Here is a 26,214-nt window from a genome sequence, read left to right on the forward strand (position 1 = left end):
ATCACTCACCGCCTTATCCGGTGCGTGGCATCACGGCCGACCGGCGTGCCGTCGGGTCAACAGAACGCGCTCACTCCCGGGACGGCTGCACGAGGAACGATCTGATGTGTTCCAGCGCCATGTCCACTGCGACTTCCATGGGTGCGACGTCGTGCGCGGCGTTCGCCAACAGGTAGCCGCCCTGTAGAGCGGCCATCAAACCCGTGGCCAACTTTTCCGGGTCGGCATCCTGGCGCAGTAGGCCGCTGTCGCGCATCCGGTGCAGACCATCACTGATCAGCTTTTCCCATGCCGCGAATGTCTCCGACACTGACGATCGAGCCTGCTCATCCTGATCAGACAGTTCGAGAGCCATTGACCCGAGGCCGCACCCGTATCTGCCGTTGTTCAGCGAGTTGGCCTGGACCAGCGCGTTACGCCACCGGATCAGCCCTGAGAACGATCTCAGTCGTTGCAGCCCGGCGCTTTCCCGCTGAAGCACAAGCGCGCCCCGGTAGGTGACCAGGGCGCGCACCAGTTCCTGCTTGTCGGCGAAGTGGTGGTAGAGCTGGGACTTGCTCGTCTGGCTTGCCTCGCGGATGTCGTCGAGGGTCGTCGCGTTCACTCCGCGCACGAGCGTCAGCCGGTTCGCTGCATCGAGGATCCGCTCTCGCGTCGCGATGCCCCGCTGACTGATCCGCCGCCTGTTCGTCGGCGCAGTCACCTGCTCGTCGCTCATCTGTCAAGTGTATCCAGCGCTGATCTAGGTCGAGTTGGACTTCGGAGTCCAGCACGTGGACGTGTTCTGTTCGCTAGGCGAGCGGTGCGACCATCACCAAAATCATCGTTGGTGCGAGGTTGCCGGGACCATCCGGTCCCATACGGCGCGCGGACCCGGGGTCCGCGCGCCGAGGTGTCAGGCCGACGCCCGCTTCGGAAGCTTCCACCCGGGACGGGGGAAGTGGCAGGTGTACCCGTTCGGGTAGGTCTGCAGGTAGTTCTGGTGCTCAGGCTCGGCCTCCCAGAAGTCGCCTGCCGCGGTGACCTCGGTGACGACCTTGCCGGGCCACAGGCCCGAGGCGTCGACGTCGGCGATCGTGTCCTCGGCGACACGCTTCTGCCCGTCGCTGGTGTAGAAGATCGCCGAGCGGTAGCTGACGCCGATGTCGTTACCCTGGCGGTTCTTCGTCGACGGATCGTGGATCTGGAAGAAGAACTCGAGCAGCGCGCGGAAGTCGGTCTTGTCGGTGTCGTAGACGACCTCGATGGACTCCGCGTGGGTGCCGTGGTTGCGGTAGGTGGCGTTCGGGACGTCGCCGCCGCTGTAGCCGACGCGCGTGGACACGACGCCGGGCTGGCGGCGGAACAACTCCTCCATGCCCCAGAAGCAGCCTCCGGCGAGGATTGCCTTTTCGGTGTTCACGTCGTCTCCTTGCCTGTCGTCGTGCCAGCCCACCTGGACACGCAGGTACAGACGCTCTCCGGGTCGGTGGTATTCCCGCAGTCTCCACCACTTCTGGACTCCAGGGTCCATGAGGCGCGTGTCACGCCGACGTCGGGCCGCTGCGTCGTCGATAGTGCTGAACTGGCGCTTCTCGCCCAACCACAGCGGTTACCAGGTGGAACAGAAGTGGACTTTACAGACCAGTTTTACCGTGGCTGGGTTCGGGATCTCAACCCGACCGAGCGGATCACCGGAAAGACGATCATCCGCGCTCGCTCCTTAGGGTTCAGGGGCAGCCCTCGTCGCGGAGCGGGTTGTTCGCCGATGTTGGCAGCCTGGCATCGGACGGGGTGGCACCCTGAGCACGTGGACTGGGCAGTGAGCCGAGGGAAGCTGGCATCGGGATTACCGTGAACGGCCTCTGATGCGTACCGCGTTGATCGTCGTGGCCGCGCTGACGACCGCGGTGGTCGTCGACCTGATCTCTGGCCTGGTCATCCGCCGGGTAGCCGGTGGCCGTTACCAGTGGTTGTTGGAGCCGCTGCGGCATGCCTGCCGCCGCCCGGCCGCGGCGCTGCTGCTGGTGGGGGCGCTGTACTACGCGCTGCCGTTGGGTCCGGCCGGGTGGCAGCGTCATCTGCGGCACGCCGTCCTGGTGGCTCTGGTGCTGTCCGGGGCATGGTTGGTGATCAAGGCGTTGCACGTCGCCGAGGCGGTCGCATTCAGTCGACTGCCGGGTGACACGGTCGCCAGCCGACGGGTCCGGCGGGCCCGGACGCAGATTCGCCCCGTGCGGCGGCTCACCGTCGCCGTGGTCACCATCGTCGCGATCGGCCTGATCCTGATCACCTTCCGGCCGGTACGCCTCTTCGGCGTCTCCGTGTTGACGTCGGCCGGGGTGGTCGGGGCGTTGATCGGTCTGTCGGCCCGTACCGCGCTGGGCAACGCGTTCGCCGGTGTCCAGGTCGCTTTCGCCGACGGATTGCATGTCGGCGACGTGCTGGTGGTGGACGGCGAATGGGGCCGAGTTGAGGAGGTGAAACTGACCAACGTGGTGATCCGGCTCTGGGACGAGCGAATGCTCATCCTGCCGACGACCTACTTCACCGAGCGACCATTCCAGAACTGGACCCGGAATGAGTCCAGAGTGATCGGCAAGATCCAGATTCATGTCGACCACACCGCCGACCTGGACGACCTGCGCCGGGAAGCACGCCGGCTGGTCGAGTCCTCAGCGCTGTGGGATCGCGACCAGTGGGTGCTCCAGATGGTCGACTCCACCCCGCAGACGGTGGTCATCCAGGTGCAGGCTTCGGCCGCCGACGGCGCCAGCGCCTGGGACCTGCGCTGCGACCTGCGCGAGGGAATGCTTCGCTACCTTCGCGACCGCCATCCCCAGTGGCTGCCCCGTACCCGCAGTCAGTACCAGCCATGAACGATCAGACCCGCCCGCTCTTCTCATCCCGCCAGCCATCGGGCTGAGGGTGATAGCCGTATGCGGCGGCTCGAACCGTCTCCTCGTTCTCCAGCCCAGAGCCAATCGCACCGCCGACGGTGGCCAGCGAGCTGGTGATCCAGGCGAGCGTCAGATAATCGGTGAAGTGGACTGGCCGCTGCAAGGTCTGTTCCAACACGGTTGTGTCGACCAGCAGCGCCCCGACGAGCACCGTTCCCACGAACAACACCACGTAGGACAGCACCGTTGCCAGAGTGAGGGTGAGGGTCGTACCCAGGTTGAACAGCCGTGCCAGCTCACTCGGCGTCTCGCGGCTTGGCTTCTCCCACAGGTCGTGCGCGACGATCAGCCAGGCCACCAACGCTGTCAGCCCGAGCAGCATGATCACGGCAAGCCGGAGTCCGCCGAGCGCGTCGCCCATCTGCCAGATGGTGTCCGTGGTGAGCGCGAACGCGGCCGTGCCGAACGCGCCGACCAGCAGCTTCGACAGGCCCAGCAGGGCGCGCCCCGGACGGTTGGCGCGAACCATGCCGATCAGCAGCCGTAGTCCGCCGATGAACCGCGAGGCGACGTAGCGCCGCTCACCGCTGTCGGTCTCGCCGACCATCCGGTGGATGGCGGGAACCCGGCTTGCCATCTTGGCCGGTGCCCAGCCGGTCGGCGGCACCCGCTGGTCGGAGGCGTCGGTCAGCAGCCGGCTCACCAGATCCGGAACGGCTGCGCGGGCCGCTCGCAGCTGGTGCAGTCCCAGGGCGGGCAGGGACACCACAGCGACTCGACGCCGAGCGGAGGTCTGCACGACCAGCGGCACCCGCTCGGCATGCAGCGGCAGGTCGGTCAGGCAGATTGCGACGTCCCACTGGTCGTCGGCGCGCCGCTGGGCAAGATCATCGAGTAGTGCCTCAACGCCGCCGTCGCGGCGCGGCGCTACCGCTCCCCAGCCTTCCCGGACGGTCCACCGCACGTCCGCGTTGACCCGCTCGGCGAGCCCGCTGGTCAGTTCGGTGGTGAGCCGCGCGGCCACCCGGGCCGGATGATCCGGCGGGGTTGCCACGAGCCCGACGACGATCTCCGGGCGGTCCTGTGCACTCTGCGTCATCGGTGCTCCTCACCGGTAGCCGGGCTCGGCCGCTGGCCGCGAACGACACCGGGGGACCTAGGCGCCGTCGCGGCAGGTTCCCGTGCCGGCTGAGGTAGCGGAAGCAGGCCACCGAGAGGAGCACCCGACCAGCCCGTACAGCGCCACCGCGACGCACTCGTCGAACCGGGCGCCCCGCCCACGCAGCCTAAGAGACCACCCCGGTTGGTGCAGCGGATTCAGTGGAAGGGGCTCACGGTCAGGACGATTCGTCCGAAGACCTCGCCACCGTCCATCTTCTGGTGCGCCACCACCGCCCGCTTCAGCGGCAGAACCTCGTGCACCACGGTCTGGAGTTCCCCGCGAGCGGCGGCGGCGAACTGCTCCGTGCGTACGGCCTGTCGATCGGCAGCCGTCACCGTCGCCGCGCTGAAGGTGGCGAACGACATCGACTTCTGGAACGCGGCCATCAACCTCGTCCCGAAGTCCGCTGGCGGTTGGCCGCCGACCGCCCCGACGGCCACGAGCCGGCCGTTGGGGTTGAGTCGGTCGAAGAACGCGGGCATGTCCGGGCCCGCGACGACGTCGATGATGACGTCGTAGCCGGTGGGAACGTCCGAACCCCCAGCCCCGGAGCGGTCCAGCACGTGGGTGGCACCGAGGCTGCGAAGCCGACGGCCGCGCTCAGGCGACGAGGTCGTGACAGCGACGGCGCTGGCACCACCGCTGACGGCGAGCTGCACCGCCATGATCCCGATACTGCCGGCCGCGCCACGGACCAGGACCGTCTCGCCGGGCGAGAAGTGCGCGTGGGCGAGGCCGAAGTGAGCCACGACCCCGGAGCTGCCGAGCGTCACGGCGTCGACTGCGGAGAGGCCCGCCGGCAGGGACAGGACCTCAGCGATCGGGGCGATTGCCTGCTCGGCGTAGCCGCCGCCCGTACCGGTGAAGGCCCAGACGCGTTGCCCGATCCACGCGGGGTCGACGCCATCGCCCACGGCCGTGATCGTGCCGGCAACCTCGCCGCCCGGAATGTGACCCTCGCGGAAGCCGTACGCGGCCAGAGCGCCGCTTCGGATCAGGACGTCGGCGCCAGCCACACCGGCCGCCTCAGTGGTGATCAACGCCTGCCCCGGAGCGGGCACCGGGACAGGAAGGTCGACGACCTCCAGCCCACGGGGGTCGCCGAACTTTCTGATCATTACTGCCTTCACTGTTCGTCACCCTTCCCACGTCAGTCCTGCGGACGCCCGAACGGTAGTGGACGCATGCGTCCGTTTAGCTAGAGTGAGAGAGTGGGTGGCCATTTGACTCAGAACCTGCGGTCGGACGCGCTGGACAACCGTGAGCGCATCCTCGACACCGCCCGGGCGGTTTTCGCCGCCGAAGGCATGGACGTGCCGATGCGTGAGATAGCCCGACGCGCCGGAGTCGGCCCCGCCACCCTCTACCGCCGATTCCCCACCAAGCAGGCGTTGGCCACGGAGGCGTTCGCGGATCAGATGAACGCGTGCGTCGCCGTCGTCGACGAAGGGCTCACCGACCCTGACCCCTGGCGCGGCCTGTGTCTCGTGATCGAACAACTGTGTGAGCTGCAAGCCCGAAGCCGAGGCTTCACCGCGGCGTTCACCTCGGCATTTCCCCACGCCGTGGACCTCGCCGCGAAGCGCGAAGCCGCCCTCGCCTCGCTGGCCGAACTGATGCGCCGGGCCAAGGGCACCGGCCACCTGCGGCCTGACGTGGGCCTGGACGATCTGGTTCTCATGCTGATGGCCAACGGTGGCCTGTACGCCACCTCGACGAACGCGCGGGCTGCCGCCTCTCGGCGCTTCGCCGCGCTCACGATCGAGGCGTTTCGCACCTGATCGGCACCCGGCTGGCGGCACGCGGACAATGGGGCGATGAAGCGAGAAGTGAACCTGATGCGGTTGACCGGAACGCGTGCCGACGGCGCGGTGGCGACGGGCGCGGCGGCTACCGGCGCGCGGGCTGCGGGCGCGGCGTCGGTCGGTGCCCTCGCCGTGGGGGCGCTGGCCGTCGGGGCCGTGGCCGTTGGGGCGCTGGTCATCGGGCGGCTGGTGATCCGCCGAGCGGTCGTGCGGGAGTTGCGCGTCGGCCGGTTGGAGATCGACGAGTTGGTGGTGCACAGCCGACCCACTGCTGAGGCATGACCCACGCGACACCGTTCGGTGCGCGCTCGGGCCGCCCGGGACGGGGTGGACAGCCTGCCGGTCTGCCCACCCCGCTGAAAGCGGCTCAGTAGCGACGCAGAATGCGCTTGTCCGCGTCCAGGTGGCGGTCGAGTTTGATCACGATGAACTCGTTGTTGTCCGCCTGGCCGGCCGTCCGGCCTGCCGACGACGGGAAGTTGTTGTCATTCAGGAGGGCGAGCGTGCGGTCGTCGAGGATCACCACGTCCTCGATCGTCTGGAACGGGAACGTGAACGGGTCACCGAACCCACCGACGTGGCGAGGGTTGGCGATTGCCATCAGGTCGGCGACCAGCGTCTTGTCGAGCAGTCCGTCGTGGTTCCGGTCGCGCTTGTCGGCCAGATAGATCTTCTTGACCTGTGCCGTCTCGCCCTGGCCGTTGTCACGCTCGATGATCAGGAAGCGGTCGCGATCGACCATGATGGCGTCACCGATCGCGTGAGCGGGAGAGTCGAGCGCGTAGGCCCAGCGTCGGCCGGTGTAGGCGTTGGTCCGGGTGTCGAACTCGTTGAGCCGGAGGGTGCCGGCCGGATCACCAGTGGTCGTGCCCTCAAGCAGCGGATAGAGCGTGCGACCGTCTGGCGACTGGGCCATGCCCTCGAAGCCCTTGCTGCTGGCGAGGTTGGCCGGGGTCGTGCCGCGGCCCGGGTTCTCGGGGGCGAAAACCCCGGGCAGCGGCACCGGCGCCTGTAGCAAGCGGCCCGCCCGGTCGAAATGCAGCAGGTACGGACCGAATTCGTCACCGACCCAGTACGTGCCATCCGCCGTCCGGGTGATCGACTCGACGTCGAAGTCGGCTCCGGTGAGCACGCGGTCGGCACGCGTGAGCGGGAATGGCACCTTGCCGTACGGGTCGGTCAGGTTGATGCCACCGAGCACGTCCACGGCGCCGCTGCCAAAGTCGGGCGCTACCCGCTGAACACGCAGCACGAAGTCGGCACTGTTGGCCTTGTTGCCGAAGCCGTTGTCGGACAGAACGTCGAAGGTGCCGTCGGTGTTGCGCAGGACGCCGCTGAACCCCTGGATCGGTTGGTCGGCGAACGGCGGGGTGATCCCGTTGATGGGGGCACTGCCGAGCGACGAGCCGGACGGTTCGCTGCCGGGAACGAAGGTTGCCGCTGGCAGCGCGGCGAACGTCAACAACTCGGCCTGGTCCCACGTGTTCCGCTCAGCCGCCGCCGCGGTCGCGGCGCCCGGCAGCGTCAGGGTCAGCGCGACCGCCGCAGCAGTCAGGCCCACCACCCGCTTGCTTACTGCCATCAATCCTCATCTCTCCAGGTACGAGCAGGGCGTTCTCGGTCCGCTGGCACCGTAGAGCGATGCGGTGAACTCAAACTGGCCACAGGGGAATGTCCGCTCAAACCGCCGGCGGATGCCGTACGGCTGTCAGCCGCGCCGGGGGTACCGGCGGACGGTGAGCACCCGGCGGTGCCAGGAGGCCGGCGTCGTCCTGGGCGGTCATGCCTACCTATCGCAGCGGGACCGGGATCTGGTTCGCGATGCCGGCGCGGCTTCGTCAGAGGGTGGTGACGGTGATCACCTGTAGCACTTGACGCGGTGCCGCACATGTCTGTCCGGGATGCGGTCGTGTATCCGGGACAGGAGCAGTGGTCATCGGTGAAAATCTCGGCGAGTACGCGTACGTGAACGCGGTGTCGCCGGCTGGAAGCCAGACGTGCTTTCGCGATCGTCCAAGATCTTTAGACTTGCTGCATGTCGGACACCACTGCGACCTGGCGCGCCGTCGAAAGTGATGTCGTACGGGGACGGCAACGCCTGATCTTCGAGCGTGAACGAGACCACTACGTCCTGACCACACTCAGTGTCTACGCGGACGGCGTCGTTGTCTGGCGGTGGAACTCGACCGACTTCGACGGCCTTCGTACCGCATTCGCGGACGGCACCCTGACCTTGGCGCCGCCGGAGGACGCAAAGATCATCGTCACCGGCGCTGCCGCCGGTCCGGCACGGCTGGAGTCCTGGCTGACGCCGGAACTGGTGATCGGTGACCTCATCGACGAGGTGGATCGGCTCAATGACCGGCCGGACTCCTCCAGACGCTGTTGGGACGCTCTGATCGCGTACGCTGCCGAGCCAAGCCCTGGCAACCTGGAGATCGTCCGTGACCGATACCAGGCGGTGCCCGAACACCGGCGGATCTACATGCTCGGTGACATGGACCAGAACGACGTGCCGGTGCGGATCCTGATCGCGGAGCCGGGCGAGACGATCCCGGCCCGGGATGCGAACCATTCGCTCACTGTGACTCCTGAGATGCGGGAGCAGGCGCTGGAATATTTCCGCCGAAGCGAGCGTGCCGACGCCGAGTGGCAGGAGCGGAACACGGCGGACGGGCCTGAGACCGCCACCGCAATCCCGCTGCGGCCGGGCGGCCACGTCTATCCGAACGGCTGGCCAGAGACACCGGGTCTTGAGGTCCTGCAGATCGACTATCCGGCGCTGGTCGTGCAGTACGGCCAGGAATATCCGTCCGTCATGCACGCCTACTGGGCACTCTCGACTGACGACGCCGCCTGGCACGACCGTATCGCCTCCGTGGAGCGCGGCATCGATGCCCGAACCCTGGCCGCCGACGCACCCCGGCGGAACGACTGGCCCACGATCCGGCTCGGTGTGATGGCCGCGCTGCTTCGGGACAAGTTCGGCCGGCATCCGGCGATGGCGCGACAACTGGAGAAGACCGGCGATGCTCGGCTGCTCTACAACGATTGGGGATCGCGGTACTGGCACTCGGGCGGTGCCAACTGGTTGGGGCGGCTGCTGGAACTGGTGCGATCGGAGCTGGCGGGTCGATAAGCCGATTACCGCCGGAACAGGTTCGGGGCCTGCGAAGGTCCCGGGGCCGGGCGATGAACAAAATCGTCGGCCCGGAATGGTCCGGGCCGACGATTCGGAGCGGGGTCGGTCAGCGGCCCTGGCGGGCCTTCACGTTGTCGCCGAAGGTCCAGCCGCGGGAGCCGTCCCAGTTGATCGACCAGGTCATCAGGCCCTTGATGTTCGGGACGCTGTTGTAGGCCTGGGTGACCAGCGATGGGGTCATGTAGCCCCCGCCCGCGCCCGGCTGGGCGGGTAGGCCGGGGACCTGCTTGTCGTACGGCACCCGGATGGTGGTGCCCTGGATGGTGAGCCCGTTGTTCAGGCACTGGGTCTGCACCGTGAAGCCTTGCACGGTGCCCGCCGGGTACGAGTCGCCGGCGCAGCCGTACATGCTGCCGTTGTAGTACTGCATGTTCAACCACCAGAGCCGGCCGTTGTCCACGTACTTCTTGATGATCGGCAGGTACGAGCCCCAGATCGAGCCGTAGACCACGCTGCCGCCGGTGACGTAGGCCGTCTCCGGAGCCATGGTCAGGCCGAAGTTCGACGGCATCCGGGCCAGCACGCCGTCGATGATCCGGATCAGATTGGCCTGCGACGTGGACAGGGTGTTGATGTTGCCGCTGCCGGTCAGGCCGGTCTCGATGTCGATGTCGATGCCGTCGAAGTGGTAGGCCGTCAGGATCGGCACGATCGTCGCGATGAACCGGTCGGCGACCGCGCTGGAGCTGAGGTCGATGCCCGCTGCGGCCCCGCCGATCGACATCAGGATGGTGGCGCCGGCGGCTTTGGCCTGGCACATCTCGGCCGGGGTGGCAACCTTCACGCCGGCGTCCATGCCGTTCTCCCAGAGGACCGTGCCGTCCGAGCGGATCACCGGGAACGCCGCGTTGATCACGTTGTAGCCGTGCTGGTTGAGACGGCTGTCGGTGATCGGGATCCAGCCGAGGCCGGGGTGCACGCCGTTGGAGGCCCCGTCCCAGTTCTCCCAGTAGCCCTGCAGCACCTTGCCGGTGGGCCGCGACTTCACCGCGCAGGTCCCACCGGTGGGTGGTGGCGTGGTGGGGGGAGGTGTGGTCGGCGGTGGCGTGGTGGGCGGTGGCGTGGTGGGCGGCGGCGTCGTCGGCGGTGGCGTGGTGGGCGGCGGGGTGGTCCCCGAGCACGCGCCGAGGTCACGCCAGAGCGAGGGGGTCGAGGCGGGGTTCCAGCCGGCGCCGGGGTGCGCGGTGTGGGTGACCAGCGCCTGGTAGAGCCGGCCGCCGTAGGTGACCTGGGCGCCCGCCTGGTAGGTGGGTCCTTCGGCCCAGGTGGGGGCGGTGCAGGCGACCATCGGAACGGCGCTGGCCGAGGGTGCGGCCGCCATGCTGCTGGGGACGAAGGCGACGGCGGCCGTGACGGTCATCGCCGCCCCGGCCACCGCTGCGAAAATCCGACGTCTTCTCATTGCTCACTCCCCAGGCTTCGACGACCCGCGACCTCCACATATTGACGTTCGTGACGCTTAATATCAAGGGTTGTTTACAGATAACGGGAAGTCGGGGGAGTGGTCGGCAGGAGGGGAGGTCATGAGCCCGTTTGGTGGCGTGTCCTCACGCAAGGTGAAAGTTGAGTTATTTTCCTCTTCTGTCCGAGATTCGCGGTTGGCGTGAATACGGTGAGGTCGGGCGATCAGGCACGTCATCGCGCCCAGCGGCTGTGCACATCTGCCCGCGTTCGGAAACCACAGACCAACGAGGGAGAAGAGACATGCTCGGTATCTCGCTACGTCGGCCGAAGACCATCGCCGCAACGCTCGCCGCCGCGACGCTGGTGACGGTGCTCGGCTCAGCCGCCCCAGGCGTGTCCGCGGACGGTGGTGCGCGACCAACCCCGGACGAGGGGCATCGCACCAGACCAACCATCGTCCTGGTGCATGGCGCCTGGGCGGACGGTTCGAGCTGGAGTGGGGAGGTCAAGAGACTCCAGGCACGTGGTTTCGATGTCCAGGTCGCGCCGCAACCCAACCGGGGGCCGTCGATCGACAGCGGCTACCTGAAGGACTTCCTGTCCACCATCGAAGGTCCCATCGTGATCGCCGCCCACTCCTATGGCGGTTTCGTGACGAGCGACGCCGCGACCGGCAACAAGAACGTCAAGGCAATCGTGTTCGTCGACGCCTTCGCCCCGGACAAGGGGGAGACCGTGGAAGACCTCACCGCGGGTTCCGGCTCGATTCTCGAACCAGCCCTGACCGACCCCACGAGCGTCTTCAAGCTCGTACCGTTCCCCGGCGCCCCGGAGGGCGCGGCCGACGCGTACGTCCTGCCGAAGGTGTTCATCCCCGGCTTCGCCAACGGTCTGCCCCGGCGGCAGGCGGAGGTGCTCGCCGTGACCCAGACCGCTCTGGCCACGAACGCGCTGGGGGAGCCGGCGACCGAGCCGGCGTGGAAGACGATCCCGGTATGGGCGGTCATCGGCACCGAGGACCGGGTCATCCCGCCGGCCAGCCAGGAAGAGATGATGAAGCGGGCGGGCGCCGACATCACCCGGATCGACGCCGGCCACCTGGGCCTGATCTCGCATCCCGGCGAGGTCACCGAGGTCATCCTGGAAGCGGCCCGGACGACCGCCTGACGGTCTCCTGACCTCGGCAGCACCGTGAGCCGGATGGCGGAAAGGCCGGCCGTGGCATCGCGCTGAGCGATGCCACGGCCGGCCGTCGTGTCAGTCGGGCCGTCGTGTCAGTCGGTCGCCTTGGCGGCGGCTTCGATCTGGTTGGTGACCGCGCCCGCGTCGGTGACCATGGACAGGTGGGGCGCGTTGATCTCGGTCGTGTGCGCCTTGGCCCTTCTGGACATGGCGATCTGCTGAGCGGCGGGGATGACGGCGTCCTGCTTGCCGACCACAGACCACGAGGGGATGGTGAGCCAGGCCGGCTCCTTGGACTCCTCGACCAGCGCGTTGAAGGCCAGCGGACGCTGCCGGGAGGCCAGCACCGCCACGTCCTTGGCGGAAATGCTCTTGTCGGCGAACGCCTTGCCGAAGATCGACGGCTTCACGTAGAGGTTGACATTGTGCGGGTCGTCACCGGGGATGGCGACCTGGTCGAAGACGGTGGACACGTCGGCGGCGAAGATCGAGCCCGGCACGGCCGAGGTCAGCGACAGCACTGTGTCGTGCTGGTCCGGGATGTACGCGTCGACGTAGACCAGGGCCTTGACCTGCTCGTCGCCCCGGGCGGCGTTCGTGATGACCATGCCGCCGTACGAGTGCCCGACGAGGACGATCGGTCCGGTGATGGTGTCCAGGTACGCGCGCAGGTTGGCGGCGTCGTTCTCCACGCCGGACAGCAGATTCGGCGGCGTGACCACCCGGTAGCCGTCGTGCTGGAGCTTGGCTGCCACCTTGTCCCAGCTCGACCCGTCCGCCCACGCCCCGTGCACGAGCACGACTGTCGGCTTGGCCGTTGCGGGCCGTGAATGCAGGGTGTGACTCGTCGAGGCCTGGGCGGTGCCGATACCGGCACCACCCAGTGTGAGCGCACCGATGACCACGCCCACGGAGATGAGACGCCGCCGGAAGAACAATTTCACGGTGTTTCCCTTCACTTACTTACTTCACTTCGCGCAGAAGTCGAGCAGGGCGGCGTTGACCTGATCGCTGTGGGTCCAGGCAATGGCGTGCGGCCCGCCCTCGATGACGAGCAGACGCGAATCCGCGATGAAGGCGGACAGCCGCTGGCCGGTGACCCCGATGGGCAGGACCCGGTCCTGGTCGCCCTGAATCACGAGTACCGGCACGTCAATCTTGGGCAGGTCGGTGCGGAAGTCGGTGAGCCACGTCGGGATGCAGGCCACCGCGGCGACGGGAGATCCGGCCACTGCCACATTCAGACTCGCCTGGAACGCCTCGTCACTGACCAGCGAACCGCCGTAGACGTCGACGTTGTAGAAGTTTTCCAGGAACTGCTTGAGCCACCCGTTCCGGTCCGTCTGCGCGGCGTGGATGAACCCGTCGAACAACGACTGCGGTGCGCCTTCGGGGTTGTCGTCCGTCCGCAGCAGAAACGGCGGGATGGGCGACATCAGCACTACCTTCGCGACCCGCTCGGTGCCGTGACGACCCAGGTACCGGGCAACGTCGCCGGTTCCCATCGAGTGACCCACGAGGATCGCGTCGCGTACGTCCAGTTTCGTGAGCAGCGCGTTCACGTCGTCGGCGAACGTGTCGACGTCGTACCCACCGTCGGGCTGGCTGGAATTGCCCCAACCCCGCCGGTCATACGTGATGACCCGGTAACCGGCCGCGAGCAGTGCCGAGACCTGCTTTTCCCAGGCCTGCCCACTCAGCGGATAGCCGTGGCTGAGTACCACCGGCCTACCGGCACCGTGATCCTCGTAATAGATCTCGATCGGATCGGCTCCGTCTGAGCCAACTGTGACATGGGGCATGCGCACTCCTTGGGCTTGCGTTCCGCGTTGGAACCATGCCGAAGGTACGGAGATGGCACCGTTTCGCGAATCACCCGAACCACGTAGTCCCGTTATCGGCGAACGACTCGACGGACAACGAGAAGTGGGCGATGCGCGGGAGCCGGGGCAAACCGCAGGCTGGGCCGAAAAGCGAAGCCGCTGCCCTTCCATCCCTAGGATGTCAATCGTGACGACGCCCGACCGCAGGCCACCGGACGCGCCGCGGTCCCACTGCGAGTTCAAGGTCTTCGGCGGTCTCGGCTGCCGGCGGGACGGCTCGGACGTCGATCTTGGCCCGGTGCGCCAGCGGATCATCCTGGCCAAGCTCCTTGCCGCCGGCGGTGACGCGGTCAGCCTCGACGCCATCATCGACGGCGTATGGGACGACCAACCGCCGCCCAGTGCCGCCAACCAGGTCCACCGGCACGTCGGGCACATCCGGCGGATCTTCGAACCGGACCTGGACGTCCGCGAAACCGGTCGCTACCTCCTGCCGGCCGGTACGGGCTACCGGCTGGTCCTCGCGACCGAGGACTCCGATCTGGCCATGTATCGCGAGTTGGTTCGGCGGGCCCGCGAGGCACTCGCCGGCGGCGACGTCATGGCCGGCGTCCGGGCGTACCTGACCGCTCTGGAGCTTGGCCGCAGCCCTGCGTTCACCGACCTTCCGGCCAGTGCCTCGAGTTCGCCGGAGTTCGTCGCCATCGAACGGGAGCGCGTCGCGGTGGCGCTCGCCGCCGGCGAGGCGGCGATCGCCAACGGCATGGCAGACACCGTGTTGACCCCACTGTTGAGCGTGGCCGCCGCGGTGCCGCTGGACGAGGCGCTACAGGCGTGCCTGATGCGCGCGTACCTGGCCACCGGTCACCGTGCGGAAGGGGTGCGTGTCTTCGAGCGGACCCGTCAACATCTCGCCGAGGAGTTGGGGGTCGACCCGGGGCCGGAGCTGCGCGAGGCGTACCGGGAACTGCTCGCCAGCGGCTGGACCCTCCAGGAGGAACTACGCCCGCCCGAGGCTCTCCGGCCCGCGCAGTTGCCGCCGCAGGTCGCGGGCTTCGTCCGCCGAAACGACGTGGCCGCCGTGCTCGACGACCAACTGTCCGACGCGTTCAGCGATGCGGCCATCGTGATCACCGTGCTCGGCGGCATGGGCGGCATCGGCAAGACCGCGCTGGCAGTGCACTGGGCCCACCAGATCGCCAGCGAGTTCCCCGACGGCCAGTTGTTCCTGAACCTGAGGGGTCTCGATCCGGACGGCCGCGTCATGTCACCGGAGGAGGCACTCGCCACATTGCTCGCGTCCCTGGGCGAGCCGGCGGTCTCGTCACCGCAGGAGACCGTCGACGCGCAGACAGCCCGCTATCGCAGCCGCCTCTTCGGTCGTCGACTCCTGATCCTCCTGGACAACGCGCGCGACTCCGCTCAGGTCCGCCCGCTGCTGCCGGCCACCCGGGGTTGTCTGGTCATCGTGACGAGCCGCAACCGGATGACCAGCCTGGTAACCCGGGAGGGCGCGCGTTACCTGCACGTTGATCGGCTGACCGGGGCCGAGTCCCGCCAGCTCCTGATCAACCGCCTCGGGGCCCGTCGCGCCACAGCGAACCCGGAGGCCCTGGACAGAGTCATCGCGCTCTGCGCCGGGCTGCCGCTCGCACTGGCGATCGTCGCGGCCCGCGTGGCCCTCAATCCGGCCCTGCCATTGAGCGCGGCCGTCAGCGACGTCTCCGCGCCGTCCGCCAGGCTCGACGCACTGTCCAGTGTGGACTCCTCCGACGATGTCCGATCGGTGTTCTCGTGGTCGTATCAGGCCCTCGATTCCGCGACGGCGCAGGCGTTCCGTGCCCTCGCCGTCCACCCGGGGCCAGGGATCCCGCTGGAGGCGGCGGCCAGTGTCGCCGGAGTCGGTCGCGGACAGGCGCGCGCACTGCTCATGGAACTGGTGACCGCGAATCTGCTCGACGAGTCGCAGGCCGGGCGCTATGTGCTGCACGACCTGTTGCGGGCCTACGCGGGTGAACTCCTCGACGAGGATCAGGAACGACCCGAGTACGAGCGGTGCCTCATCACGCATTACCTGCACTCGGCCCGCGCCGCGTACGCGACACACCACCGGCAGCCGGTCGGCGACGTCAGCGAACCGCCGTCAGGGGTGACGCCTGAGTCGTTCGACAGCGTGCCACAGGCTGCCGCCTGGTACGCGCGGGAACGCGCCGCGCTGTGGGCGACCATCGATCTGGCCCTCGCGCATGGCCTGGGGCGTGACGCGGCGGCCATGGTCCTCGCCTCCTCAGCGCCGGGCAGCAACTCCATACCCCCGGGCCGGACACAGACCGTACTGGCGATCCTCGATCTGGTCAGCGTGCTCGATGAGCCGCTGGTGGAGGCCGAACTTCTTCGTACCGTCGGTGAGGTCGTCGCCCCGCTGCCGCAGGCCGACGAACACCTGCGTCGAGCCCTGTCCATCTTCGAAGGCGCCGGAGAGCTGGCCGGACAGGCCGACGTCCTGCGAAACCTCGCCGTGCTGTCGTTGTCGCGTGGCGACCACGACGCCGCGAACGCGTACGGCGAACGCTCGGTGGGTCTTGCCCGGCAGACGGGGCACCAGGAACTGCTCGCCGTCTCGCTGTTGACACTCACGAGAGCGCTCCTGGGGTCCGACCGGTTCGAGGCCGGCACACGGCTCGCTGACGAAGGGCTGGCCATTGCCGTCGCACAGCACCTCGATCACCTGAAGATCTACTACGCGCAGCTCATCGCCGAGTCCTCCTGGAAACTCGGCCGCCTCGAACAAGCGGTGAAGGTGTCGGAGTGGGGATTGGCGGAAGGCGTCTGTGAGTCCGACGGACCCCGGTGTGCCGTCGCGGCGATCCTCGCGCGGGCCGCATTCGATCTGGGCGACCTGGTGCGCGCGGAACGGGGGTGCCAGCAGTTCGAGAACCTGATCGCCGACAACGGCTTCCGGGAACTCATCGAGGTCGCTGGCATGGAGCAGGCCGAGACATATCGGACAATGGTCGCGTATGTCCGGGCCCGCTTGAGCTTGATGAGGGGCGCGTCCTGAGCGCATAGGGCGAGCACTCAGTCTGCACTCGTCGTGCACCGCGGTGCGATCGGATGGTCGTCGAGACCCCGAACCCTCGCCCGAGGAGCACCATGCACCGCGTCGTAGCCGAGCCTGCCCGAGTCCTTCCCGACGCGGTACTGACCCCGCGGCAGGAACAGATCGCCCTACTGGTGGCGGCCGGCTCCACAAATTCCGAGGTCGCGACGAACCTGGTCATCAGCACCCACACTGTCAAACATCACCTACGCGGAGTGTTCCACCGGCTCGGCGTCGCATCCCGCCGCGAACTGCGCAGCAGGCTGGCCGGCCACGACACGACCAACCACTTCACCCAGAGCCGCTGCCTGACCAGCCAGGAGCGGAACATCGCGCGGCGGGTCTCGGACGGTGCCTCCAACCGGGAGGTGGCGGCACAGATGTTCATCAGCCCGAGCACCGTGGACTATCACCTACGCAAAATCTTCCGCAAGCTCGGCATCGCCTCGCGCCGCGAGCTGGCGAGACGACGGGACGCACGTGCCGCGCCCCGAGCGGATGGCGCACCGTCGGTATTCTGCACCCGTCATCCGACAACCTCCCCTGCGTGTTCGTGCTCGGTGACCTGAGCGCCCAGGGATGCGGCCCCTGAGAGGACCCGGCGATGAGCCTGTCGTTCCCGTTGCACCAGAATCCGAGCCCGGCGAGCGCGCAGCGGCGAGCCGAGATCATGGCCAATCCGGGGTTCGGCACGTACTTCACCGACCACATGGCACGGGCGGTGTGGAGGCACGACGGCGGCTGGCAGGACTCCGAGATCATCCCCTTCGGTCCGATCCTCATGCACCCCGCGGCGGCCGTCCTGCACTACGCCCAGGAGATCTTCGAGGGCATGAAGGCGTACCGGCACCGAGACGGCTCGATCTGGTCGTTCCGGCCGCACGCCAACGGCGAGCGCTTCGCCCGGTCCGCCCGGCGGCTGGCACTGCCCGAGCTGCCGGTGCCTGACTTCATGGCCTCGGTCGAGGGACTGGTCCGTGCGGATCAGGTGTGGGTGCCGGACGAAGACGAATACAGCGTCTACCTGCGGCCGTTCATGTTCGGCTCCGAGCCGTTCCTGGGGGTTCGCCCGGCGAAGGAGATCACCTACATGGTGATCGCCTGCCCCGTCGGCGCGTACTTCTCCGGTGGCGTCAAGCCGGTCTCCATCTGGCTCTCCACCGAGTACACCCGGGCGGCGCGGGGCGGCACGGGCGAGGCGAAGTGCGGCGGCAACTACGCCTCCAGCCTGGCGCCGATGGTCGAGGCCGCCGAGCACGGCTGTGAGCAGGTCTGTTTCCTGGACGCCGCCGAGGGCCGCTACGTGGAGGAGCTCGGCGGCATGAACCTCTACTTCATCACTGCCGACGGACGGATAGTCACCCCGGCACTCGGCACGATCCTCGAGGGCGTCACCCGGGCGTCGATCCTCATCCTCGCCAAGGATCTGGGCCTGGAGGTCGAGGAGCGCCCGGTGGAGATCAGGGAATGGCAGGAGGGTGTGGCCTCCGGTGCGATCACCGAGGTCTTCGCGTGTGGCACCGGCGCCGTGGTCACGCCGGTCGGGCGCCTGGTCTGGGAGGGTGGCGAGGTGACGGCCCCGAAGGCTGGCGCCGAGGACTCGGTGACCATGCGGCTGCGCCGCCACCTGCTCGACATCCAGTACGGTCGGGCCGCCGACCCGTACGGGTGGATGACCCGCCTCGTCTGACGAGGAACGCCGGAGACTGTCCGGGCGGCGGCGTCACGGCGTGCGGTAGTGGCCGGTGAGCCGACCGAGCTTCATGGCCAGGTGCAGGCACAGCCGTTCGTTGCCGTCCTTGAGGTCGGTCCCGGCGAGCTGTTCCACCCGTTGCAGCCGGTAGTAGAGGGTCGTCCGGTGCAAGCGGAGCTTCTCGGCGGTGGCGTGCGCGTTGCCCGCCAGGTCCAGGTAGGCCTCCAGGGTCTCCAGCAGCACCTGGTGGGCATCGTCGCGCAGCAACCGCTCCAGCCCGGGATGGACGCCCGCGACGGCGAGGTGCTGAGTGTCCAGTTGTGACAGCACCCGGTAGATGCCGAGCCCGGCCCAGGAGACCACCCCGCCCAGCGCGGGCAGTTGGGTGCCGACCCGGGCGGCCTGCGCGGCCTCCTGGTAGGACTCCACAGCGTCGGACAGCCCGGCACGAGGCTGGCCGATCCCGGTCACCGTCCGGTCCACCGAGGCCAGGCCCCGGGTCGCGGTGCCCAGCGCGTCGTTGAGGTGCCCGGCGGAGGCTTCCGGCGAGGGTCGGCCGGCGACCCGGTCGCCGCAGACCAGCAGCACCCCGTGGTCGTGCCAGACCAGGTGCAGCGTCTCCCGCACGCCGATCCAGCGGCGGGTGTTGACCAGAGCCTGTTCCAGGGCGATCCGGGCCACCTCGTCGGGCTGCCGCCCGGCGGCCGGCACGAGCTGGGCGACGAGCGCGACAGTCGACCCGTCGGCGACGACCACGCCCTCCTCCAGCAGCGCCCGCGCCGCGTGCTCGCGCGCCTGCCGGCTCTCCACCAGCAGGGTGCGGGTGGCCTCGGTCTCCCGCTGTGAGGCGAGCTCACCGAGCAGGTTCTCCCGGTACAGGGCCAGCGACAGGTCGGCGAAGGGGCCGGTCGCGGTGGCGATGTCGGCATCGGTCATCGAACCGTCCGCGTCGATGAACCAGACGAACCCGAGCAGCAGGTCGTCGTGCCGGATCGGCACGCACACCCTTGCCAGCAGGTCCAGTTCGGCGCACGCGGGGGTGCGGATCGGCACGTGAGCCGTGAGCACGCCCATGTCCCGGAACCAGGCGATCACCTCCGGCGTCGTCTGCCGGCGCAGGATCGACGTCCGCCGGACATCGTCCATGGGACCGTCGTGCTCGCTGTAGGCGACCACCCGCTGTCGGCGATCCTCGATGAGGGCGGGTCGCCCCACCCGGGCGGCGACGGCGTCGACGATTCGCTGGAGCTCACCGTGCATATAACTCCCCTGGTTGCGCTGCGTGACAGGGATCGCGCGACCGCCAGTCCTTACCCTCCGGTGCCGATGGGTCATCGCGCAAGGTCCACTGTCGAAGTCACGACAAAAAGACGGGCGGTGACGCGGCTGTTCCGGCATCTGTCCGAAGACCGCGGCGGCGGGACGTTCCTAGGGTTCCGGTACGGATCGCCTCGGCGCCGCCACACCTGGCGGTACCGGCGGAGAGGGGGCTTGCGAGTGGGAACTGGTAGGCCCTGGCGGGGCGTGTTGGTCTCCATCACCACGCCGTTCCGCGCCGACCTGTCGGTCGACGTCGACAAGCTCCAGGAACACGTCCGCTGGCTCGCTGCCGAGGGGTGCCACGGGGTCGCGCCGTGCGCGTCGGTGGGGGAGTACCGGGCTCTCACCGACGACGAGCGGGCCGCCGTGGTTCAGGCGACGGTGCAGGCCGCGCCGCCCGGCTGCGCGGTGGTGCCCGGCGTCGGTGGCTACGGCAGCAGACAGGCGCGCCGCTGGACGGAGCAGGCCGCCGAGGCCGGTGCCCACGGCGTGCTGGCGCGGCCACCTGAAGGGCCCGCTGCCCGCCCCGCCGACGTGGTCGCCCACTATCGGGAGGTGGCGGCGGTCGGCCTGCCGGTGGTCGCGCACAACGAGCCGTCCGACACCCGGTTGGACCTCACACCGGACCTGCTGGCGACCGTAGCCGAGATCGACGGGATCGTCGCGGTCAAGGAGGTCACCGGCGACGTACGCAGATTGCATCGCCTGCGGGACCTCTGCCCCCACGTCGACGTGCTGGTCGGCGCCGACGACGTGGTGCTCGAGTTGGTGCTGTGCGGCGCCACCGGCTGGGTCGCCACCCTGCCGAACGCGCTGCCCCGCCAGGCCGTGCGCCTGTACGAGCTGTGCGTCGCCCGCGACCTGGGCCGGGCGCTGCCGCTCTACGCCGAACTGCACCCGATCCTCGGTTGGTCCTCCCGGCCCGAGTCGGTGCAGGCCGTCAAGCTTGCCATGGAGTGCGCCGGACGGTTCGGTGGGCGGTGCCGCCCGCCGCGCGGACCCCTGTCCGAGGTCGCCGCCGACCGGGTACGCCGGGACGTACGGCGGGCCCTGGCGGCGACCACCGAACCGGCCTCCGGAGCCTCCCCTGGCTGAGCCGTCGGGGGCGTCGGTCCTTCAGGTGTCGGAAGCGGCCGGCTCACCTGCCGACATCTGCACGGTGACCGGCACCGACCCGCACTCCTAGATTCGCTGCGCGGCTTGCTGACAGGCGCTTCGCGAAAGCCCCCACCGGGGCGCCGGCACCGCGTTTCCTCCGACGAGAGGTGGTTTCGTGCACCGTACCCCCAACCGAGCCCGGCTGAGGCGGGCCGTGCTGGCCGCCGCCGTGGTGACCACGCTCGTGGCTACCGGGGCGGCGCAGGCCGCCGCGGCCCCGGCCAACCCGGTCGGCGGCACCGCGCCGTTCCAGGTCCTCGATCCGCAGGCCTGGCAGAACCCGGACACGATGACCTGGAACGACTACAAGGCCGTGCCCGGCAAGAACTGGGCCGACCCGAGCGTGTCCGGCTCGGTCCGCAACTTCAAGATCGCCCTGGTGGCGCTCGACTATCCGGACGAGACGTTCGCGGTCTCCCAGCGGGCCCGATCGACGGTCTTCGGCAACCCCCAGTCCGTCGCGACAAACATCCCCCGGGCGGACGTGCCGAAGTTCTACCAGGACTTCCTGAACACCCCGAACACCCTCAACAAGGGCCACACCCTGCACGAGTACTGGATGCAGGACTCCAACGGCCGCTACGGCGTCGACCTCACCGGGTTCGGGCCGTACCAGATGCCGTCCAAGTCCTACCAGTACGGGCTGGACAACGGGTTCAACCCGGGCGCCTGCCCGAGCGGGGACGTGTGCGGCAAGAACATCCGCACCGACGGCCTGGGCGCCTGGCGGGCAGCCGTCGGCGAGGAGGTCGCCAACCAGTACGAGTTGGTGTTCATCCTCAGCGCCGGCCAGGACGAGTCGTCGACCTGGCAGGAGTTCGGGCAGATGATCTTCCAGAACAAGGAGGACGTGCCGGACGCCTGGGGCCCGCCGGACCCCAACCTGCCGAACTGGGCGAAGACCCGCTACGTGGACTGGACCTCGTGGAAGGCGGCGGCGACACTGTGGCCGAACGCCGGCGGCGGTTCCTCGACGCAGGGGGAGAGTTCCGGCATGGGCGTCTACGCCCACGAGCTGTCCCATCTGCTGGGTATCGGCGACAACTACAACAACCCGTACGGCGAGCCGCTGCGCAGGGCGTACACCGGGATCTGGAGCATGATGTCGCGCGGGTCGTTCAATGGCCCGGGCGGTCCGCACACCCGCTGGCAGATCCCACCGACCAACGGCGGCTCGATGGGTTCGCTGCACACCCTGCGGGACAAGATCAAGATCGGCCTGGTCGGTGAGGAGCACGTGCTGCGACTGTCGCGGGAGTCGCTGGCCTCCTCGGGTCTGGTGGTCGCACAGGTCACGGCCCGGGCGGTCGACGCCGGCCCGAAGGGCCTGAGCGGCGTCAACATCGCGTTGAACAAGGACCTGTCGCCGACGTGTGGTGTCAGCACCGACCCGTTGTGCGACGGTGGCAACTTCAACAACTACACGGTCGAGGTTGTCGACCGGATGGGCGCGGACTCCTTCACCCCGGACAGCGGCGTGCTGGTCAGCAAGACGAAGAACGCCGACAGCGCGCCGTTCCAGTGGGTGGTGGACGCCAACCCGCAGGACATCGACATGATCGACTTCTACCGCCCCGACGGCACCCCGCAGAAGATCACCATGGGTGACTACCGGCAGCTTTCCGACGCGCTGTTCCACGCCGGCGCGGACACCGGCAGCCAGTACGAGTACGTCGACGAGGCGAACCGACTGCACTTCTACATCATCGACCTCAAGCGGGACTCGGCCGGCTCGCTCTCCTACACCGTGGCGGTGCGTTCGCTCGACGGCACCGGCGGGCCGAGCAGTCACGGCGTGACGCTGGGCAAGGGCGAGGTGACCGGCGGCGGCAAGCCGACCAACCGCGGGGTGACCTGCTCGTTCGAGCTGACCAACACCGGCTCGTACTCGGCCGGCGGCCAGCAGCACCCGGAGAACGTCAGCGCGTACCTGAAGTCGGACGTCTACCGCCTGTCGGCGGAGGTCGCCGGCAAGGGCTGGCGGACCTGGCTGCCCAACGAGCTCGCCACCGCGCAGTTCGGTAAGGCCACCACTGTCAAGGTGTCGGTGGGTGCCACCGCCGCCGCCGCGACCACCGGATTCGTGAAGCTCACCGCGACCTCGGAGAGCGACCCGACGAAGACGGAGACCAAGCAGTGCCGGGTCGAGAAGTCCTGATCGACGCCCAAGGTTGACCCCGTTTCTGCCGGGTCCGCGGCGGCCTGCCGCCGCGGACCCGGCAGGCGGACGGAAGGAGGATGACGTGCGGCGAAGCACCATGGCTCTGCTGCCCCTGCTGCTGCCCCTGCTGCTGGCCGGCGCGACCGGCTGCGGTGCCGTCGGCGCTGCCGAGGAGGCGGTCTCCCCGACGACCGTCCGGGTCCTTGTTCGCGACATCAACATCCGGGCCGCGGGCGTGGACTGCGCCGGGACCGGTCCCTACCAGCACTTCCACAACCGGGCATCGTTCCGCGTGCTCGACCCCCACGGAACGGCGCTGGCCAGCGGGCGGCTGCCGGCGGGGACCGCCGTGGCGGCCTTCGCCGAGGACCTGGGGGTCGAGCGCCTGCCCACCTACTGCGAGTTCGCCGTCGGTGTGCGCGTGCCGCAGCGGGACTCCTACCGGCTGGAGGTGGACGGCCAGCCGGCGCTCGACCTGACGCCGGACACCAGCGAGGGCCCGGCGCTGGTGGCGGTGGTCCCCTCATGAGGCGGGCACTCCTGCCGCTGTTGCTCGCGGCGGCGCTGCTGGGCGGATGCAGCACGCCCGATCCCGAGCCCGCGCCGACGCCCGCCGGCGGCGCGACGGCGCTGCCCGGGCCGGTCCCCGCCGACCTGGCGCTGCGGCCGGTGCCCGGCACCGCCCCGGCCGCCCCGGCATTCACCGGCGCGCTGACCGACGGCACACCGTTCGCCGCCGCCGAGCTGTGGGCGCAGCGTCCCGTCGTGCTCACCTTCTTCAGCTCCTGGTGCACCACCTGCGCCAGCAACCAGGCCGCCCTCAGTGACCTCGCCCGCAGCTACCGGGACCGGGTGGTCTTCGTCGGCGTGGCCGGCGCGGACCAGGCCGACGAGGTCCAGGACTACCTCCGCACTCACCGGGTGGAGTACCCGATCGTCGTGGACGACCAGCAGACGATCTGGCGTTCGTACGCGGTGCGGGAGCCCCCGGCCGTCGTGCTGGTGGCCAAGGGCGGCGCCCTGCTCCGCGGCTGGCCGGGCGGCCTGGACGCCCCCACACTCGACCGGCGGCTGCGGGAGCTGGTGCTGGCCGACCAGCCGTAGTCCCGTTCCCCAGCACCTCGGTGCGGCGCCGACCCGGCACCGGTCGGCGCCGCACCGAGGCACTTCCGTACCCCGAGCACGCTGCCCGCGGACGAGGGCCGCGCCCCGTCGAACCACACCCGGTGAAGTTCCTACACGTGCAGGTGGTGGCACAAGGCCGTCGGCTCGTAGCGTACGCAGCCTCGGACACATCAAGGAGATTGCATGCCTACAGTGGGAACGCGCTGGCGCACAGGCGTGGCCGTACTGTCCGCGACTGTGCTCGCCGCCCTCGGCGCGGCGCCGCAGGCGCAGGCGGCGGACGGCCCGCCGTCGATCGTCGTCCAGGACGGCGTCACCCAGCCGGTGTTCGGCTACGCCGACGCCATTCGGGAACGCCTGTTCATCGACTCCACCTTCGACAGCGACAACGACGGTCTGCGCGACATCATCGCGTTCGACCTGATGCGGCCGGCGGCCACCGCGCAGGGGCTCAAGGCCCCCGTCGTGATGGACGCCAGCCCCTACTACTCGACGGTCTGCCGAGGCAACGAGTCCGAGTGCAAGGCGGACCTCGACGGCGACGGGCTGCTCGACAAGTGGCCGCTGTTCTACGACAACTACTTCGTGCCGCGCGGCTACGCGGTCATCCTGCTGGACATGGTCGGCACCAACAACTCCACCGGCTGCCCGACCACCAACGCCAACCAGGACAACCTCAGCGCCAAGCAGGCCATCAACTGGCTCAACGGCCGGGCCACCGCCCGTAACGCCGCCGGTGAGGTCGTCAAGGCCGACTGGCACAACGGCAGGACGGGGATGATCGGCAAGTCGTACGACGGCTCGCTGGCCATGGCCACGGCGGTGACCGGCGTGAAGGGCCTGACCACTGTCGTGCCCATCAGCGGACCGACCGAGTACTACGACTACGTGCGCAGCAACGGCGTGGTCACCCGTGGCAACAGCTACGTGTCGTCGCTGGCCAACACGGTCACCAACCCCGAGCGACGGGAGTACTGCAAGCCGGTGCGCGACGCGATTGGCGCCGCCGACGGCGACGAGCACGGCGACTACACGGCCTTCTGGAACGAGCGCAGCTACGTCAAGAAGGTCCCCAACGTCACCGCCAGCGTGCTGCTCTACCACGGCCTCAACGACGACAACGTCCGGCCGGACCACTTCAGCAAGTTCTGGTACGCCCTGGCGGAGAACAACGTGCCGCGCAAGCTGTGGCTGTCGCAGGAGGGCCACGTCGACCCGTTCGACTCGCGCCGCGCGGTGTGGGTGTCGACGCTGCACCGGTGGTTCGACTTCTGGCTGCAGAACGTCGCCAACGGCATCATGGACGAGCCGCGGGTGGACCTGGAGCGCTCCGCCGACGTGTGGGAGACCCACGCCGACTGGCCGATTCCCGGCAAGGCGGACACGGAGGTGTTCCTCCAGCCCGCCACCACCGGCGCGGGCGGTCTCGGGCTGGTGCCGACCTCGAAGCCGGCGACCGGGGCGTTCCAGGACAGCCGCACGCAGAGCCAGAACACCATGATCCTCAACCCGGACGTGGTGCAGCCCAACCGGCTGGCCTTCCTCTCCGCGCCACTGACCGCGCCGCTGCACATCTCCGGCACACCCACAGTGCAACTGCGGGCCTCCGCCGACCAGACCGACACCAACCTCGGGGCGATCCTGGTCGACTACGGCACCGACGAGCGGGTCGCGCACCGGGCCTCCGGCGAGGGGATCATCACCCTGGACACCTCGGACTGCTGGGGCGAGAGCAGCCCGACCGACGACGGCTGCTACAAGCAGACGGCGAAGCGGGTGGCCACCGCCGACTACGAGCTGGTCACCAAGGGCATCATGGACGCCCAGAACCGGCAGTCGATCCGTGTGGCCGTGCCGCTGGTGCAGGGGGAGTCGTACAACTTCAGCTTCCCGCTGCTGCCCGAGGACTATGTCTTCAAGCCCGGCCACCGGATCGGCGTGATCATCGTGGCCAGCTACCCGCAGTACTCCAGCCAGGCGGACACCACCGCCGCGAACCTGCAGGTCGCTCTGAAGAGCAGCAACATCGTCCTGCCTGTGGTCGGCGGTACCGCCGCCGCGCACGCCGCCGGCCTCTGACCGGCTGATCGACGGGCCGCCCGGGGCGGCTCGTCACCGGGGCGGCCCGGCGATCAACCCTCTGCGGAGGGCCGACGATCGCCGGGCCGTCCCGCTTGCCACACCAGGCTCCTGCGCGGTG

At 68.9% G+C, this 26,214-nt stretch carries 22 protein-coding genes; 13 read left to right on the plus strand and 9 right to left on the minus strand.

What is annotated here, in order from left to right; translation table 11 throughout:
- Positions 1-70: 70 nt before the first annotated feature.
- Both AB0B68_RS11495 and msrA read right to left on the minus strand, forming a co-directional pair.
- The gene (locus AB0B68_RS11495) at positions 71-718 is read right to left on the minus strand and encodes a TetR/AcrR family transcriptional regulator (RefSeq protein ID WP_357207830.1); all 648 of its coding nucleotides are present in this window, start codon (positions 716-718) and stop codon (positions 71-73) included.
- A gap of 177 nt (positions 719-895) precedes the next feature.
- Entirely contained in the window at positions 896-1,402 is a 507-nt protein-coding gene (gene msrA / locus AB0B68_RS11500) for a peptide-methionine (S)-S-oxide reductase MsrA (RefSeq protein ID WP_357207500.1), read from the minus strand.
- Positions 1,403-1,847: 445 nt separating this feature from the next.
- Between msrA and AB0B68_RS11505 the strand changes: the two genes are divergently transcribed.
- Positions 1,848-2,858 (plus strand): mechanosensitive ion channel domain-containing protein, encoded by a 1,011-nt coding sequence (locus AB0B68_RS11505; protein ID WP_357259514.1) that lies wholly within the window; start codon positions 1,848-1,850, stop codon positions 2,856-2,858.
- Between the two features lie 4 nt (positions 2,859-2,862).
- Here the strand turns inward: AB0B68_RS11505 and AB0B68_RS11510 are convergent, their stop codons facing one another.
- Both AB0B68_RS11510 and AB0B68_RS11515 read right to left on the minus strand, forming a co-directional pair.
- Positions 2,863-3,978, minus strand: coding sequence for a hypothetical protein (locus tag AB0B68_RS11510; protein ID WP_357259518.1), 1,116 nt, complete (start codon positions 3,976-3,978; stop codon positions 2,863-2,865).
- Between the two features lie 218 nt (positions 3,979-4,196).
- Complete coding sequence (locus tag AB0B68_RS11515; protein ID WP_357259522.1) at positions 4,197-5,159, minus strand: zinc-dependent alcohol dehydrogenase family protein; 963 nt, start codon at positions 5,157-5,159, stop codon at positions 4,197-4,199.
- A gap of 93 nt (positions 5,160-5,252) precedes the next feature.
- Here AB0B68_RS11515 and AB0B68_RS11520 point away from each other — a divergent pair, with 93 nt between their 5' ends.
- Positions 5,253-5,822 carry a helix-turn-helix domain-containing protein gene (locus AB0B68_RS11520; RefSeq protein ID WP_357207509.1) on the plus strand — a complete coding sequence of 190 codons (570 nt, stop codon included), beginning with the start codon at positions 5,253-5,255 and terminating at the stop codon, positions 5,820-5,822.
- A 36-nt stretch (positions 5,823-5,858) separates the two neighbouring features.
- Positions 5,859-6,128 carry a hypothetical protein gene (locus AB0B68_RS11525; protein WP_357207513.1) on the plus strand — a complete coding sequence of 90 codons (270 nt, stop codon included), beginning with the start codon at positions 5,859-5,861 and terminating at the stop codon, positions 6,126-6,128.
- 85 nt (positions 6,129-6,213) lie between these two features.
- Here AB0B68_RS11525 and AB0B68_RS11530 read toward each other — a convergent pair whose 3' ends face one another.
- Positions 6,214-7,428 (minus strand): esterase-like activity of phytase family protein, encoded by a 1,215-nt coding sequence (locus tag AB0B68_RS11530; RefSeq protein ID WP_357259525.1) that lies wholly within the window; start codon positions 7,426-7,428, stop codon positions 6,214-6,216.
- 453 nt (positions 7,429-7,881) lie between these two features.
- Here AB0B68_RS11530 and AB0B68_RS11535 point away from each other — a divergent pair, with 453 nt between their 5' ends.
- On the plus strand, positions 7,882-8,985 hold the full coding sequence (locus tag AB0B68_RS11535) for an NADAR family protein (protein WP_357207519.1): 1,104 nt from the start codon (positions 7,882-7,884) through the stop codon (positions 8,983-8,985).
- Between the two features lie 109 nt (positions 8,986-9,094).
- Here AB0B68_RS11535 and AB0B68_RS11540 read toward each other — a convergent pair whose 3' ends face one another.
- Positions 9,095-10,450: a glycosyl hydrolase family 18 protein gene (locus AB0B68_RS11540; RefSeq protein ID WP_357259527.1), complete on the minus strand. Its 1,356-nt coding sequence runs from the start codon at positions 10,448-10,450 to the stop codon at positions 9,095-9,097.
- A 302-nt stretch (positions 10,451-10,752) separates the two neighbouring features.
- Between AB0B68_RS11540 and AB0B68_RS11545 the strand changes: the two genes are divergently transcribed.
- Entirely contained in the window at positions 10,753-11,619 is an 867-nt protein-coding gene (locus AB0B68_RS11545; protein WP_357259530.1) for an alpha/beta hydrolase, read from the plus strand.
- A 107-nt stretch (positions 11,620-11,726) separates the two neighbouring features.
- Here AB0B68_RS11545 and AB0B68_RS11550 read toward each other — a convergent pair whose 3' ends face one another.
- Both AB0B68_RS11550 and AB0B68_RS11555 read right to left on the minus strand, forming a co-directional pair.
- Positions 11,727-12,578 carry an alpha/beta hydrolase gene (locus AB0B68_RS11550; protein WP_357259534.1) on the minus strand — a complete coding sequence of 284 codons (852 nt, stop codon included), beginning with the start codon at positions 12,576-12,578 and terminating at the stop codon, positions 11,727-11,729.
- 24 nt (positions 12,579-12,602) lie between these two features.
- The gene (locus tag AB0B68_RS11555) at positions 12,603-13,436 is read right to left on the minus strand and encodes an alpha/beta hydrolase (RefSeq protein WP_357259538.1); all 834 of its coding nucleotides are present in this window, start codon (positions 13,434-13,436) and stop codon (positions 12,603-12,605) included.
- On the opposite strand from AB0B68_RS11555, the gene AB0B68_RS11560 reads away from it, so the two are divergent.
- The 3 genes from AB0B68_RS11560 to AB0B68_RS11570 all read left to right on the plus strand — a co-directional run bounded on the left by AB0B68_RS11560 (position 13,423) and on the right by AB0B68_RS11570 (position 18,247).
- On the plus strand, positions 13,423-16,518 hold the full coding sequence (locus tag AB0B68_RS11560; protein ID WP_357259541.1) for a BTAD domain-containing putative transcriptional regulator: 3,096 nt from the start codon (positions 13,423-13,425) through the stop codon (positions 16,516-16,518). The two genes, AB0B68_RS11555 and AB0B68_RS11560, sit on opposite strands and share 14 nt — an antisense overlap.
- 92 nt (positions 16,519-16,610) lie before the next feature.
- Positions 16,611-17,126: a helix-turn-helix transcriptional regulator gene (locus tag AB0B68_RS11565; RefSeq protein ID WP_357259544.1), complete on the plus strand. Its 516-nt coding sequence runs from the start codon at positions 16,611-16,613 to the stop codon at positions 17,124-17,126.
- A gap of 35 nt (positions 17,127-17,161) precedes the next feature.
- On the plus strand, positions 17,162-18,247 hold the full coding sequence (locus AB0B68_RS11570) for a branched-chain amino acid aminotransferase (protein ID WP_357259547.1): 1,086 nt from the start codon (positions 17,162-17,164) through the stop codon (positions 18,245-18,247).
- A 33-nt stretch (positions 18,248-18,280) separates the two neighbouring features.
- Here AB0B68_RS11570 and AB0B68_RS11575 read toward each other — a convergent pair whose 3' ends face one another.
- Complete coding sequence (locus tag AB0B68_RS11575) at positions 18,281-19,510, minus strand: helix-turn-helix domain-containing protein (protein ID WP_357207027.1); 1,230 nt, start codon at positions 19,508-19,510, stop codon at positions 18,281-18,283.
- A gap of 237 nt (positions 19,511-19,747) precedes the next feature.
- Here AB0B68_RS11575 and AB0B68_RS11580 point away from each other — a divergent pair, with 237 nt between their 5' ends.
- The 5 genes from AB0B68_RS11580 (at position 19,748) to AB0B68_RS11600 (ending at position 26,093) form a co-directional block, all read left to right on the plus strand.
- Positions 19,748-20,665, plus strand: coding sequence for a dihydrodipicolinate synthase family protein (locus tag AB0B68_RS11580; RefSeq protein WP_357207026.1), 918 nt, complete (start codon positions 19,748-19,750; stop codon positions 20,663-20,665).
- 178 nt (positions 20,666-20,843) lie between these two features.
- On the plus strand, positions 20,844-22,886 hold the full coding sequence (locus tag AB0B68_RS11585) for a M6 family metalloprotease domain-containing protein (protein ID WP_357207024.1): 2,043 nt from the start codon (positions 20,844-20,846) through the stop codon (positions 22,884-22,886).
- 85 nt (positions 22,887-22,971) lie between these two features.
- Positions 22,972-23,418, plus strand: coding sequence for a hypothetical protein (locus AB0B68_RS11590; protein ID WP_357259550.1), 447 nt, complete (start codon positions 22,972-22,974; stop codon positions 23,416-23,418).
- Complete coding sequence (locus AB0B68_RS11595; RefSeq protein WP_357259553.1) at positions 23,415-23,993, plus strand: TlpA disulfide reductase family protein; 579 nt, start codon at positions 23,415-23,417, stop codon at positions 23,991-23,993. Before AB0B68_RS11590 ends, AB0B68_RS11595 begins: the two co-directional genes overlap by 4 nt.
- Positions 23,994-24,197: 204 nt before the next feature.
- Positions 24,198-26,093 (plus strand): CocE/NonD family hydrolase, encoded by a 1,896-nt coding sequence (locus tag AB0B68_RS11600; RefSeq protein WP_357259557.1) that lies wholly within the window; start codon positions 24,198-24,200, stop codon positions 26,091-26,093.
- Positions 26,094-26,214: the final 121 nt, after the last annotated feature.

Origin of the sequence: Micromonospora sp. NPDC049049, assembly GCF_040649115.1 — a bacterium.
Taxonomy (GTDB): Bacteria; Actinomycetota; Actinomycetes; order Mycobacteriales; family Micromonosporaceae; genus Micromonospora.

Bases quoted from the DNA above. Each gene is read 5' to 3' on its own strand.
- AB0B68_RS11495 (WP_357207830.1), bottom strand. From the start codon at position 718: ATGAGCGACGAGCAGGTGACTGCGCCGACGAACAGGCGGCGGATCAGT.
- AB0B68_RS11505 (WP_357259514.1), top strand. From the start codon at position 1,848: ATGCGTACCGCGTTGATCGTCGTGGCCGCGCTGACGACCGCGGTGGTC.
- AB0B68_RS11510 (WP_357259518.1), bottom strand. From the start codon at position 3,978: ATGACGCAGAGTGCACAGGACCGCCCGGAGATCGTCGTCGGGCTCGTG.
- AB0B68_RS11515 (WP_357259522.1), bottom strand. From the start codon at position 5,159: ATGATCAGAAAGTTCGGCGACCCCCGTGGGCTGGAGGTCGTCGACCTT.
- AB0B68_RS11525 (WP_357207513.1), top strand. From the start codon at position 5,859: ATGAAGCGAGAAGTGAACCTGATGCGGTTGACCGGAACGCGTGCCGAC.
- AB0B68_RS11530 (WP_357259525.1), bottom strand. From the start codon at position 7,428: ATGGCAGTAAGCAAGCGGGTGGTGGGCCTGACTGCTGCGGCGGTCGCG.
- AB0B68_RS11535 (WP_357207519.1), top strand. From the start codon at position 7,882: ATGTCGGACACCACTGCGACCTGGCGCGCCGTCGAAAGTGATGTCGTA.
- AB0B68_RS11540 (WP_357259527.1), bottom strand. From the start codon at position 10,450: ATGAGAAGACGTCGGATTTTCGCAGCGGTGGCCGGGGCGGCGATGACC.
- AB0B68_RS11545 (WP_357259530.1), top strand. From the start codon at position 10,753: ATGCTCGGTATCTCGCTACGTCGGCCGAAGACCATCGCCGCAACGCTC.
- AB0B68_RS11555 (WP_357259538.1), bottom strand. From the start codon at position 13,436: ATGCCCCATGTCACAGTTGGCTCAGACGGAGCCGATCCGATCGAGATC.
- AB0B68_RS11565 (WP_357259544.1), top strand. From the start codon at position 16,611: ATGCACCGCGTCGTAGCCGAGCCTGCCCGAGTCCTTCCCGACGCGGTA.
- AB0B68_RS11570 (WP_357259547.1), top strand. From the start codon at position 17,162: ATGAGCCTGTCGTTCCCGTTGCACCAGAATCCGAGCCCGGCGAGCGCG.
- AB0B68_RS11575 (WP_357207027.1), bottom strand. From the start codon at position 19,510: ATGCACGGTGAGCTCCAGCGAATCGTCGACGCCGTCGCCGCCCGGGTG.
- AB0B68_RS11595 (WP_357259553.1), top strand. From the start codon at position 23,415: ATGAGGCGGGCACTCCTGCCGCTGTTGCTCGCGGCGGCGCTGCTGGGC.
- AB0B68_RS11600 (WP_357259557.1), top strand. From the start codon at position 24,198: ATGCCTACAGTGGGAACGCGCTGGCGCACAGGCGTGGCCGTACTGTCC.